Here is a 12423-nt window from a genome sequence, read left to right as displayed (position 1 = left end):
CACCAATAGCGGCGACCGATCGATGCCGGGTTGTCACAGCCCGGCCAGATACAGCACCAACTTGACCACGCCGAGAATGACCAGCACGAACGCCGCAGTGAAGCCGACACCCAACACAATGAAATGGCTGGGTTTGCCCTGACTGAAATCCCGTTCTCGGTTCTTCCCGCTCTGCACCCCGAGCGCGCCGGCCAGGACGCTTTGCAGCATTTGCCGAAACGTAAGTGGTTTGGGTTGCTTTTCGTCGTTCATGGTTGCCCCGGTATGGCTGACTCACCCGAAGTCTAGCCATCTTCACGTACCCCGTCGCATCGAAACCCGGAAGTGCCCGGGGCCGTGGTTCGTCGCTTGATCTTGCCGGGTGCGCCGCGTAAGGTTCGCGCCTTCGGTCGCCAAGCGGCTGATCTCATGGAGTGCGCGGTGCCCGGATCAAGGTTCGGGTTAAATGGGAAATCAGTGCCAAGCTGATGCTGCCCCCGCAACGGTAGGGTCGAACCTTCGACCAAGCCCGATACCAGCCCGTACTCCCCAGGAATTGTCGCGGTGGGCGACATCCTCAGAATGCCTTGCGCCCGTCTCGGGTCGTGCGGTCGTTCTGCCGCCCGCGCGTCTCGAGACGGAGTGGGCATGTCTATCGTTTTCCGCTGGGCTGGCTTGGCGCTTTCGCTGCTGCTCGCGCCCTGCGCCCTGGCCGGGCAGGTCAAGGCGATCATCTCCCAATACAGCGCGGCTGAATTCGCCTCGGCGGTGGTCCTGTTCAAACAGCGCCAACCGGACGACATCATCGATGCGCGCACCCCGGAACAGTTGAGCGAGATGGACGACGCCCGCGTGGCCGATTGGCTACAGGGTGGAGTCACGTTGCTGGCTGTCGGTGTCTTCGGACCGGAGGTGGAGCGGCTGCGACCACTGATCGAGAAGCACAGCTCCGGCGATCGCTACATCATGCACAGCGATCAGGCGCTGGTTGCGATGAGCCGTATCGATGGCAAGCGGGTGTTCCGCGATCGGGACCAGGCAGTGCATCTCGGCGCAGAGAAGCCCGGCGAGGATCTGGCCGGCTGGGTCCGCGAGCTTGGCGATGCCAATCCGGATCAGGCCGGGTGGATCGAGGCGCGCAGTTACTGGATTGCAGGTGGGAGCGAAAACATTGCGCGCCTGCTGAGCTGGTTGTCTGATAGCGACGGTTCAAGGCGGATCATGCCTGCCGAGCCGCGTCCGGCGCTGCGCTTCTTCCAGGACGGACGCACGCTCGATGCGTCCGAGCTCGTCTGGCGCGGCGACAGCATGGTCGCGGTGATCGATCATGGCCGCGCCGATCGCCGCGGCGACGCCGATCTCAACAACGCGCTGTGCCAGACGCTGCAGCAGCGGGACATCGCCTGCGTCAGCCTGCTCGCTGGGTGGGGCGATGGCACCTTGCAAGCGCTCAGCTGGCTTGAAAGCGGAGCGCATCCGCCCCTGACGGCTGTGGTCGTGTTGCAGGATTTCGTGCTCGGTGGTGGTGAAGGGCGGCAACAGGCAACCGAGATACTCGAGCGCCTCGATGTGCCGGTGATCAAGGCCTTGCGCCTGGATGACCGTGACGAGAACGCCTGGCAGCTTTCCAGTGACGGCATTGGGCGTGACAAGGTCCACTACCAGCTCGCCATGCCGGAGTTGCAGGGCAGCAGCCAGCCGATGGTCCTGGCTGCCTGGGAATCGGCTCAGCTCGACCCCAACTCCGGTATTCGTTTCGGCTTCAGCCGGCCGTTACCGTCCCGTGTCGAGGCGATCGCCACGCGAATCCATCGCTGGCATCGGTTGCAGCGCAAGGGCAACCAGAACAAGCGGGTCGCCATCATCTATTACAACCACCCGCCCGGGCGGCACAACATAGGTGCCGACAATCTGGACGTGCCGCAGTCGCTGCTCGCCATCCTGCGGCGTCTCAAGGCGGAAGGCTACGAAACAGGTGAGCTACCGGCATCTTCCGAGGCGCTGCTGAACAGGCTGCAAGAGCAGGGTGTGAACCTCCCCGAACAGGGAGATGCCCTGGCCGAAATGGCGGCCAAGGTGCCCGGGCTCGACCGGTACGACTACCTGCGCTGGTTTCGTACCTTGCCGCCAGCCTTGCAGGCCGAAATGGTGCACGGCCCGCTCGGCTACTGGAATGCCCAGATGCGCCGGGCTTTGCAGGCCTCCCAGCTGAAGATCGCTCGGCAGACCCTGCAAGATGGCGCCAGTGAATTGCATCACCTGCTCGATGGTGTCCAGCATCCGGCGAGGGAGCGCGCTTTGGGGCTGCTCGAGCAACTCGAAGGCATCTATGGTCGAGCGCTGGAGCAGCCCGGGTTAGTCTCCTGGGGCGAAGCGGATGAGCTGATCGAGGCGCTGGCGGCCACTGGCATCGAGGGGCTGCGAGGTTGGGGTGAGGGGCCGGGCCAGGTAATGGTGCAAGGGGAACGGATGATCTTTCCCGGCCTGCGCCTGGGCAATGTCTTTATCGGTCCGCAGCCGCCGCGTGGCTGGGAGGTCGACGAGGAATTGCTCCACGCGAATCTGGTCTTCCCGCCACCGCACCAGTACCTGGGCTTCTATCACTGGCTGCGGGATGGCTTCAAGGCCGATGCGCTGGTGCATCTGGGGCGGCATTCCACCTACGAATTCCTGCCGCGGCGTCGTGCCGGGCTGAGTACCGAAGACTATCCGATGCAGATCGTCGCCGATTTGCCGAGCATCTATCCCTATATCGTCGATGGGGTGGGCGAGGGTATCCAGGCCAAGCGCCGGGGGCTCGCGGTGATGATCGACCACCTGACCCCGCCCCTGGTAGCGACGCCGCTGTACGACGATCTGCTCAAGCTGCGTCAGCTGATCGAGAGTTTCGAGACTGGGACCGGCAGCGCCGAAGGGCCGGCCCGGCGCGCCACCATCGCCGAGATCAAGCGGCTGGTGAGCCAGTCCGGGCTGGAGCCCGAGCTGCGCGATTCCATGGCCGAGCCGCTTGCTGCCCGCGGCATCGATTTCGAGCAGGTCGACGATGACCTGCTGGTTCACGAAGTTGGCCATTACCTGACCAACATTCAGGAGCGCTTCATGCCGCTCGGGCTGCATGTGTTCGGCAAGCCTTGGTCCGACGAGGCGGTCGATACCTTGATGGCGTCGATGGGCGCAGGGCAGGCCGAGTATCGCCAGGCACTGGTCGATTCTCCGGCTGCGGAAATGCAGGCGCTGGTACACGCGCTCGATGGAGGCTTCGTCGCGCCGGGCAAGGGCAACGATCCGATCCGTACGCCCGAGGCGTTGCCGACAGGTCGCAACTTTCATGCGCTGGACAGCAGCCTGTTGCCGAGTCGCATCGGTTGGGGCATAGGCCGCGAACTGGCCGACCGCGCTCGTCAGCGACCCATGCCGGAGGGCGGTCGCGAAGCGGTCATCCTCTGGGCCTCGGACACCGTACGGGACGAAGGCGCCATGGTCGCGTTCGGCCTCGATCTGCTCGGCGTCGAGCCGGTGTGGAATAGTCGCGGAATCGTCGAAGGGCTGAAGCGGGTACCGATCGCGAAGGGCGGCGAGCGGCGCGACCTGATGTTCACCACCTCCGGCCTGTTTCGGGATTTGTATGCCGATCAGCTCGCACTGCTCGAGCGTGGTGTGCTGCTGGCGCTCGATGGCGCCAGCAACACCATTCGCAGGGATTTTCCCGCCCTGCGTCTCGCCCTGGATGCTGCGCTGCAGCCGATCGGTGCGCTGGCGACCGGTGGCGACGAGCCGCTCTCGCAGAATCGGGTCGCCGCCAGTTGGGTGAAGGATACGGCGCGGCGACTGGATGGTGGCGTCGCGGATGCGCAAGCCGGAAGCCTGTCGGCACTGCGCCTGTTTGGCGTGGCACCGGGCGCGTACGGCGCTGGCATCAACACATTGGTTGAGCGCTCCGGCAGTTGGCAGGATCGTGGCGAGCTGGCGCGCAGCTACATAAACCGGATGGGCCATGCCTACGGTACGCAGCACAACGGTGAGCCAGTTCAGGCGGTGTTCGAGGACGGCCTGAAGCGGGTCAGTCGCACCTATCTCGGTCGTTCCAGCAACCTCTACGGGCTGATGGACAATAACGATGCGTTCGATTACCTCGGCGGTCTGAGCATGGCGGTCGAGCATCTGTCCGGCCAGGCACCGGCGAATTTCGTCAGCTGGCACAACGATCCGACCCAGGTGCGCCTGGAGCCGCTGCAGCAGGCGTTACTGGCCGAGCTACGCGGGCGTTTCCTCAATCCCGCGTGGATCAAAGCCTTGATGCAGCACGATTACGCTGGTGCACGCACGATGGGCAGCGAGTTTCTGGAGTACCTATGGGGCTGGCAGGTGACCAACCCCGACATCATCCAGGACGGCGCATGGGAGGAGGTCAAGGCGGTCTACCTCGACGATCGCTACGAACTGGGGATCGATTCGTTTCTCGAACAGGGCGCCAATGTGCATGTGAAGACCAATATGCTGGCGATCATGCTGGTCGCCATCCACAAAGGTTTCTGGCAGGCCGACGAGCAGACTCGACGGGAGCTCGGTGAAGCGTTCGCCACGCTGGTGGCCGCGAACGGGCTGCCCGGCAGTGGCCATACCCGACCGGATCATCCGATGATCGAGTGGCTGTTGCCACAGCTGACCCCCACTGCTCGCGAAGCGTTGCAGGCACGCCTGGAGGCGGCCCGGCGCGAACCGCAACAACACACGACGGCGCCGAGCGCGATCAGTGAAATTCAGCCCGAAGTAGCCGAGCAGGCCGTCGACCAGGCAGAAGCGTCCACGGAGGGGGACGCAAGTGCCAGCCAGTATCTCTGGCTGGCCGCGCTGATGCTTCTGGCGCTGCTCGGCATCGGCGTCTGGCGCGGTCGCGGGGCGCCGATCGGGAACGGAGGTGAACATGCTTGACGATCGATTGTTCGGCTGGCTGCATCTGCTGGTTGGTTGGCTGTTGCAACCGGTGACCTGGGCGCTGTTCGGGCTCATGGCCGTGGTGATCTGCGACGTAGGCGTCGCGGCTGGAGAGCGACTGGGTGGGCTTCGGCGCTGGCGCACGTTGGCGGCGGGCGAAATCGAGCGACGTGCCAGGCGGCGCCTTGATCGCGCCGATCTGGTTGCCCGCGTCGGGCCGATGCTCGGGCTGATGGGCACGTTGATTCCCCTCGGTCCGGGCCTGGCTGCGCTGGGTGACGGCAATGTGCAGATACTCAGCGTGGCGATGCGGGTCGCCTTCGATACCACCGTGCTCGGGCTGCTGATCGGCGTGGGCGGCTTTGCGCTCGGCCGTTTGCGGCGGCGTTGGTACGACGAGTTACTGGATGAGGTCGAAGCGGAGGAGCGCGACAATGAGTCGACGGTGGCGATCTAGCCGATTTGCGGCCGGCGACGACGATCCGCTGGGGCCTCTGGCCAACATGGTCGATGTGGTGCTGGTATTCGCCTGTGGCCTCATCGCTGCGTTGGTCGCCCAGACCGATCTCCTCGAACGGCTCGATGCCGCCAGGCAACCCGTGACGGTCGAGCGCGGGCGCGAGCTGCCGCGGCTGCCGGATAGCCTGGAGGGCAACTCCGGCAAAGGCCTGGAAAGTGTCGGACAGGTCTACCGCGATCCAGCGACCGGCAAACTCATCCTGATCGGCGACTGACGCCGATCAGCGTGCGCCCCTGAACCAGTCCCACAACCCCAGCGAATAATTCGGCAACAGGTTGATCCCGAGCGCCGACTTGATCAGATAGAGCACCACCAGACCGACCAGCACGGAGAAGAACAGGAACAAGGTGATTGCGCCCGCTTTTGCGGCCAGGGACAGGTTGCGTTGCGCGCGTGACAGGTTGCGTTTGTTGCGCCCGCCAACCAGCACGAAATAGTACTGGTTGCTCCACAGGCTGAAGGTGCCGCGCCAGTCGAGCTTGTGGCGGCCCCAGGAGCGCGTGGCGAAGGCGCTGCGCAAACCTTCCAACTGCTGTTCGGTAAAGCTTTCACGCAGGTGTTCGGGCAATCGTTGCTTGAGGCCGACGATGAAAGGGTCGTGCTCCAGCGCAGCGTTGGCGGCGGACGACTGGGCGTGTGTGTCGGTATCGCGTGGTTCGAAGTGAGACATGCGTCAGGAAGCCGTCAGAACGGGAAAGGACGACTCCCTCATGCAACTAATCGGCCGGATCGGTCCGTCCGGCGCAAATTGTTTCGAGCGCCCCGCTCAGCTGAGCGAAATCCGGCCTTTTATGCACAGCGTCGAGAAGGCAGCGACGCTTCAGCTCGCCGAGGCGCAGCAGCGTCGGATCTTCACCGGCGCTTGCACAGTGCGCCAACAGCTCTTCGAGCAGACACCCGAACGCACGTGCTTCGAGCCTCTGCAAGGCGGGCGCCTGCGCGCCGTGCGGGTCGAAGAACGATGCCGCGCCGAAATCACTGAGCAGGGTCTGGCCGTGCGGATCGACCAGCAGATTGTGTGCGTAGAGATCGCCGTGGAGGATGCCTCGCGCATGCAGGTGGGCGACCACAGCGCCGACGCTAGCTGCGATACGGAGCACCTGCGCAGGGCTGAACCGGCAATTCTCCGGATAGCAATCGCGGGTACAACTAGACAGCGATGGCGGACCGGCGAGGACCTGGAAGGACGGGTCGATCAACGCCATCAGCAGCCCGGGAAGGGCTCCGGTCTGCTCGGCCAGTGGCCCGGCAACCGGGATCAGATTGGCGTGCGTGCCGGCTGCGATGCTCGCGGCCATCTCGCTATGGGGCAGGCCGTCGCTGGTCAGCTTGCCTTTGAACAGCTTCGCCGCCATGACTTGTCCGCTGCTGCCCGGCCGCTGCCATTCGGCACGATGGATTATTCCGGACGCACCCTGCCCAAGCACACCTTCGAAAGCGACCTGCGCCCGGTCGATGGGCGGCAACGGATGCTGGGCCAGAATCTCGGCCTCCATTCTGTCGCTGAACGGATTGCCGGCGAACGCCAGCCAGCTCAGTCGGGGCATCTGGAGCAACCAGGCGGGAAGGGCGGAGAGTTGGTTGGCGGCGATTCGCAGCAATTCCAGGTGCTGGCAGTCGGCAAGCGATGCGGGGAGTTCACGCAGCCGGTTACCGGCCAGCATCAGTTTCTGCAAACGGTGGCAGCGGCCGATCTGGGAGGGCAGCGCTTCGAGCTGGTTGTCGGTGAGGATCAACCAGCGCAGCAGGGGTGGGAGCGCTTCGGCCGGCAGGGTGCGGATGCGGTTCGCCTTGAAACCGACCATTTCCAGCTGGGCGCAGCGGCCGATCACGGCGGGCACCGAGGTGAAGGCGTTGTCGGAGCAGAACAGGATGCGCAGTTTATGCAGGCGCGGAAGGTCCTCTGGAAGGCTGGTCAGTCTGTTGCCGGACAGATTCAGCACTTCCAGGCTATCGGCCAGTTCGAAGATTTCCGCTGGGAATGTCTCGAGTCCTTCGGACAGGTCGAGACGGGTGATGCCGGTCAGCTCGCCGCGCTTTAATTGTTCCAGTGTGTGCATGCTGTTCTCGTAGCCCGATGCGGGCGTGATTGCGCGATCGCCGTCGTCGGGGGGGGGGGGAGGGCAGGTTCGACTCAGTCGCGCTAGGACAACGGCATGCGCTACTTGTTCAGCGCAACGGCTATGGGCTGGAGGTCTGCGCGGGTTGGCGGTGGTCGCGCACGATGCGTTCGGCGCGGGCACGCAATTGCCCACAACCGCCGTCGATGTCCTGTCCGGCAGAATTGCGCACTTTGGTCAGCACGCCGTTGTCGTGCAGGTACCGCATGATCTGGCGAATCCGCTCGGCCTCGGGGCGCTGGAATTCGTCATCGTCGAGGCTGTTGTAGGGAATGACGTTCATGATCGCGAACTTGCCCTTGAGCAGGCGAATGATGCCGTCCATCTCGTCCTGGCTGTCGTTGATGCCTTTGAGCAACGTCCACTGATACTGGATCGGATAGTCGACCAGCCGCGCATAGGCTTCGCCCAACTCGACCAGCTCGGCGGGGTCGAGCACCGGTGCCCGCGGCAGCAGTTCGCGCCGCAGCGCTGCATCGGTCGTGTGCAGCGACAGCGCCAGTGCGGGTCTGATTTTCTGCCGCGGCAAACGCTCGAACACGCGTGGATCGCCAACGGTGGAGAACACCAGGTTCTTGTGGCCTATGCCGCCGTCAGTGCCCAGCAGATTGATTGCGTCGAGCACGTTGTCCAGGTTGTGCGCGGGCTCGCCCATGCCCATGAACACCACCTTTTTCACCGGACGGAAGCGCCGGGCCAGGGCAACCTGGGCGACGATCTCGGCGCTGCCGAGCTGGCGCAGCAAACCACTCTTGCCGGTCATGCAGAATACGCAGCCCACTGCACAGCCCACCTGGCTCGACACGCACAGCCCATCGCGTGGCAGCAGCACGCTCTCGACCATCTGCCCGTCCGCCAGCTCCACCAGCAAGCGGGCTGAGCCATCGGCGCCCGGATGTTCCGAGCGAAGCCGGACCAGTCCATCCAGGGCGTCGCTGACCGCGGGCAGGCCGTTGCGCACCGACAGCGGCAGGAAGTCTTCGGTTTTCTGATGGCGTGTTCCGGCATCCAGCGCCTGGCCCTTGAGCCAGGCGCGCGTCACCCGGCCGATATGAATGGGCTTGGCGCCGATCTCGGTGAGCTGCTGATGAAGGTCTTGGATACGCATAGGGCGCGCATTCTAGCCAAAGGCCGAGGCCTGGTCTGTAGCGAGGTGAAGATTGCCAGGCGCCGCCTCGGTGATATTCATTCCTTGAAGCGGCGGCTGCCCAGGACGAGCCCGAACAACAGCAATGCGAGTAGGCCAAAAGCGAGCGTCAGCGAACCATAGTGAGCGATCACGCCAATCACGGCCGGGCCGGCAAGCACACCGGCAAAACCGATGGTGGTCGCCGCGGTGATGGCCTGATGCACCGGCATGTCATGCTGCCGGCTCAAGGACGAAATCAATACCGGCGAGACGTTAGCGCAGCCCAGGCCGCACAAGCCGTAGCCGAGGAGGGCGAACCCCCAATGCTCGGTCAGGATGGTCAGGCCGATACCGACCCCTGCCAGCAGGCCGCCGAAGCCGATAACCCGCGCGGTTCCCAAGCTGCTTACCACCGGCGCGCCGGCGAAGCGGCCGATGGTTACCATCAGTGCGAAGCTTGCGTAACCCAGTCCGCCCTTGGCGGTTTCCAATGCCTTGTGCTCGGTGAGGTACAGGGCACTCCAGTCCAACACTGCGCCCTCGGCCAGATAGACGACGAAGCACAGGGCGCCCACCAGCAACACCATGCCCGTGGGGCGGACGAGGGCGACCCCGCCGCCCGGTGCCCTGTCCCGTAGAAATCCAGATGCCACGGCGAGGTTGGCCAGCGCGATTGCGGCGATCATCAACAGCGTGCCGGTTGCCGGTGCGAGTCCCAGGGTCAACGCGCCGGTGAGCGCCAGCGCACCGCAGATCGATCCCAGGCTGAACATGCCGTGAAAGTTGGACATGTGCCGCTTGCCGGTGCCGCGCTCGATCAGCACGCCCTGAATATTGAGCACCACGTCGATAACTCCGAGGCTGCCGCCGAAGCAGAACAGCGCGAAGGCAAGGAACCAGATCGATTCGGTCAGCGCCATTGCGGCCAGCGCGAAAAGCAGTAGCGCCACGCTCGACAGCACCACTGGGCGGATGCCTCGGCGGCTCACCAACAACCCGGACAACGGCATCCAGGTCAGCGAGCCGATACCGATGAACAAAAGCAGCGTGCCGAACAGGGCATCGCTCATCTCGATGCGCTCGCGCACATAGGGCACCAGTGGCGCCCAGACGGACAGGCCGAAACCGGCCATGAAGAAACCGACCCGAGCGGCGCGGCGCGCAGCGGGCGATGTGGCATCAACGCTAAGGGGCGCCGCCGACATTCGCGGGAATCCTTGATCAGCATAAGTGAGGCCGGCACCAGCGCCAGAGCCGGTCAGGCGGCGCCATTGTGTCAAATTACAGCGGGCTCGGCTTGCGCAGAGGCGACCACGCGCATGGTAATCTTCGGCTTTGCCAGAAACGCGGTCCGGAGCGGTACATGAAGTTCATTCACCAGCGCGAACATCTCAACGAAGACGACTTCGTGATCATCGACTGTTCGCAGCCCTGCAATATCCGCTTGATGAACGACAAGAACTTCCGCAGCTTCAAGAACGGCGGCCGGCATACCTATCACGGCGGCGCCTTCGACAAGTTTCCCGCGAAGATCAAGGTGCCCAACACCGGTTTCTGGAACATCACCATCGACACGGTGACGCGCAAGGCTATCAGCGTCACTCGTAAGCCGACGCTCACGCATTCGATCAAGATCGTCCGCAATTCGCCGTCCGAGCTGAAGTAACCCTGCCGATCCGGCTGCGCAGCCTCGGCTGCCGCCCGGTTTAGGCGGCCGAACGTCACTCGTCGCTCGATTCACCGCCTGCAAGGTTATCGCTTGCCTTTGGTTCTCCGTTTAATTAGCTTCACGTAAAGATTCTTTTTGTGGAGATATCTATGCGTAAGCCCAAAGGTGGCGATCACGTCGATGGCGTGCTCGCTCAGTGGCAAAACGTCCGTCCTGAAGGCGACGCATCGCCGATGGCGATCTTTACGCGCGTGTATCGGTTGTCCAAATACCTTAACCGACGCATCGCTGATGTATTTCGCAAGCACGGGCTGCATGACGGCGAGTTCGATCTGCTCGCGACGCTCTATCGCAGCGGTCAACCTCAAGGGCTTACACCGAACGCTTTACGACACGCCGCCGTGCTCAGTTCAGGAGCCATGACCAATCGGCTCGATCGACTGGAGATGGCCGGACTGATCCAGCGCGTTCCCAATCCGGAAGATCGCCGCAGCCTGTTGATACGCCTTACCGATCAAGGGCAAACCGTATTGCTCGGCTGTCTCGATGAGTACTTGGCGACGTTGCATGACATTCAGGCACCGCTCGATAAGGAGCAGCGGCAGGTCTTGGTAAGCGGGCTGCGCATCCTGCTGCGGGCACTGGAGGAGCAGGGCGATGACTGAAGCGAAGCGTGGCACCACCCGTGCGCACCTGGGCATGCTGCTCTGGGCGCTGTTCGTTGGCCTTTCCTTTCCCGCGGTGGGGCTGATGAGCGAAGGCTTGCCGCCGTTGCTGCTGACCTCCATCCGTTTCAGCATTGCAGCCCTGGCATTGTTGCCTCTGCTGCTGCGCCAGGACGAACGTTGGCCAAGCCTGCCGGGGCTGCTCCTCTACGCGCTGATGGGCCTGAGCCTGGCCGGCTTCTTCGGCACCATGTTCTGGGCCGCGCACCGTGTCAGCGCCCTGTCGATGGCCACCCTGTTCGTCAGTGTGCCGCTGCTGGCTTACTGCATCGGCCGCGGCCTGGGTGTCGAACAACCTGCGGGCCGGCTGCTGGCGATTCTGGCGCTGGGGGCGTTGGGTGCGCTGGGGCTGGCGGTGGCCGAAAGCAATGGCGACCTTGCGCAGCTGAAATTCGGTTTTGGCGAGCTGGCATTCTTCTTCGGCTGTATCGCCTCGGCGATATACCCGGTGCTGAGCAAGTGGGGCCTGCAGCGCGGCGTACTGGCGCCACAGGCCGGCTTGCGCACGTTCTGGAGCCTGCTGATGGGGGCCATGCTGATCGGCGCGCTCGGGCTCGTCTGGGAACAACCGACGGCACTGGCGCGGATGGACCTGCGTGATATCGCGTTGGTGATCTATCTGGGGGTGTTCTCCAGCGGCATGACCTTCTTCCTGCAGCAGCGGGCCACGGCGGTCCTGACCCCGGGGGCGGTGACCGCGTACAGCTATCTGGTTCCGTTCGTATCGATGCTGCTGCTGTTCATCAGCCAACCCCAACGGATCGGCTGGCATTGGTTGCCGGGTAGCTTGTTGGTAGTGCTGGCCATCGCACTGCTGCTACGGCGTGGCGCGAACCATGAGTGATGCGGGCGGTTGCGCTGCGCCGGCCAGGCTGGCGCACGTGCCTTGTCGCCGCTATTCGCTCTGGCAACCTGATATCGAGTCTGTAAGGGTGCCCACTCGACTTCAGTTGCGGTGATCTATTCGTCGTCAGCGCTGGCAGTGATGGCACCGAGGCATCGCACATGCGTCTGCGCTGCATCGCCAATGAGCCAGTACTGATCGTCTTCGCACCAGTTGGCCTCCATCACATGGTTGTAGCTGAACGCCCACTGCCGTCGCTCGCGGCCATCGATCGACTCGATGCGGACCACGATGTCGTCGCTGGCGAAGGGTTCGCCAGCGATCGCGGCGGCCTCGGCGCGGTCGAGCAGCTCGTCGTTGAGGTTGAATTGCCAGGCATGCAGACCGTCGACCTCGAGCATATCGGCGGTTTGCAGTTCATCGAGCAGATAGCGGGTTTCGGTAGGCATCGCAGGCTTCGTGTAGTGATTGGGTTGGAGCGAAGTTGACCGGGCAGCAGCTG

General features: G+C 63.8%; 12 protein-coding genes and 1 riboswitch. Of the genes, 6 read left to right on the top strand and 6 right to left on the bottom strand.

The features are described 5' to 3' along the window. Positions 1 to 33: 33 nt before the first annotated feature. A complete protein-coding gene (locus KCX70_RS12590; RefSeq protein WP_102850394.1) occupies positions 34 to 252 on the bottom strand; it encodes a DUF2970 domain-containing protein in 219 nt (72 codons plus the stop codon). Between the two features lie 149 nt (positions 253 to 401). Then, a riboswitch (cobalamin riboswitch) is annotated at positions 402 to 536 on the top strand. Positions 537 to 627: 91 nt separating this feature from the next. On the opposite strand from KCX70_RS12590, the gene KCX70_RS12585 reads away from it, so the two are divergent. The 3 genes from KCX70_RS12585 to KCX70_RS12575 are packed head-to-tail and all read left to right on the top strand — an operon-like array spanning position 628 to position 5648. Beyond that, complete coding sequence (locus KCX70_RS12585; protein WP_249121642.1) at positions 628 to 4911, top strand: cobaltochelatase subunit CobN; 4284 nt, start codon at positions 628 to 630, stop codon at positions 4909 to 4911. After that, a complete protein-coding gene (locus KCX70_RS12580) occupies positions 4904 to 5371 on the top strand; it encodes a MotA/TolQ/ExbB proton channel family protein (RefSeq protein WP_102850395.1) in 468 nt (155 codons plus the stop codon). The genes KCX70_RS12585 and KCX70_RS12580 overlap by 8 nt, the downstream gene beginning before the upstream one ends. Next, positions 5349 to 5648 (top strand): DUF2149 domain-containing protein, encoded by a 300-nt coding sequence (locus tag KCX70_RS12575; protein ID WP_102850396.1) that lies wholly within the window; start codon positions 5349 to 5351, stop codon positions 5646 to 5648. Before KCX70_RS12580 ends, KCX70_RS12575 begins: the two co-directional genes overlap by 23 nt. A 6-nt stretch (positions 5649 to 5654) precedes the next feature. Here the strand turns inward: KCX70_RS12575 and KCX70_RS12570 are convergent, their stop codons facing one another. The 4 genes from KCX70_RS12570 to KCX70_RS12555 all read right to left on the bottom strand — a co-directional run bounded on the left by KCX70_RS12570 (position 5655) and on the right by KCX70_RS12555 (position 9888). Next, on the bottom strand, positions 5655 to 6104 hold the full coding sequence (locus KCX70_RS12570) for a hypothetical protein (protein WP_021208929.1): 450 nt from the start codon (positions 6102 to 6104) through the stop codon (positions 5655 to 5657). Positions 6105 to 6150: 46 nt separating this feature from the next. Next, a complete protein-coding gene (locus tag KCX70_RS12565; RefSeq protein ID WP_212617763.1) occupies positions 6151 to 7494 on the bottom strand; it encodes a leucine-rich repeat-containing protein kinase family protein in 1344 nt (447 codons plus the stop codon). 121 nt (positions 7495 to 7615) lie between these two features. Then, positions 7616 to 8662, bottom strand: coding sequence for an RNA methyltransferase (locus tag KCX70_RS12560; RefSeq protein WP_212617762.1), 1047 nt, complete (start codon positions 8660 to 8662; stop codon positions 7616 to 7618). Between the two features lie 77 nt (positions 8663 to 8739). Continuing rightward, positions 8740 to 9888, bottom strand: a complete 1149-nt coding sequence (locus tag KCX70_RS12555) for an MFS transporter (protein WP_212617761.1) — start codon at positions 9886 to 9888, stop codon at positions 8740 to 8742. Positions 9889 to 10046: 158 nt separating this feature from the next. Here KCX70_RS12555 and KCX70_RS12550 point away from each other — a divergent pair, with 158 nt between their 5' ends. From KCX70_RS12550 to KCX70_RS12540, 3 genes are all read left to right on the top strand, one after another. After that, positions 10047 to 10349, top strand: a complete 303-nt coding sequence (locus KCX70_RS12550; RefSeq protein WP_021208925.1) for a DUF1883 domain-containing protein — start codon at positions 10047 to 10049, stop codon at positions 10347 to 10349. A gap of 152 nt (positions 10350 to 10501) precedes the next feature. Beyond that, positions 10502 to 11017 (top strand): MarR family winged helix-turn-helix transcriptional regulator, encoded by a 516-nt coding sequence (locus KCX70_RS12545; RefSeq protein ID WP_212617760.1) that lies wholly within the window; start codon positions 10502 to 10504, stop codon positions 11015 to 11017. Then, positions 11010 to 11921 carry a DMT family transporter gene (locus tag KCX70_RS12540; protein WP_249121641.1) on the top strand — a complete coding sequence of 304 codons (912 nt, stop codon included), beginning with the start codon at positions 11010 to 11012 and terminating at the stop codon, positions 11919 to 11921. The genes KCX70_RS12545 and KCX70_RS12540 overlap by 8 nt, the downstream gene beginning before the upstream one ends. Before the next feature lie 116 nt (positions 11922 to 12037). On the opposite strand, the gene KCX70_RS12535 is transcribed toward KCX70_RS12540, so the two are convergent. Beyond that, positions 12038 to 12370 (bottom strand): DUF5629 family protein, encoded by a 333-nt coding sequence (locus tag KCX70_RS12535; protein ID WP_212617759.1) that lies wholly within the window; start codon positions 12368 to 12370, stop codon positions 12038 to 12040. Between the last annotated feature and the right edge of the window lie 53 nt (positions 12371 to 12423).

It is taken from the genome of Stutzerimonas stutzeri (assembly GCF_018138085.1).
Taxonomy (GTDB): Bacteria; Pseudomonadota; Gammaproteobacteria; order Pseudomonadales; family Pseudomonadaceae; genus Stutzerimonas; species Stutzerimonas stutzeri_AI.
Note: the sequence above shows the minus strand (reverse complement) of the source record. Positions and strands in the feature narration are given on the sequence as shown.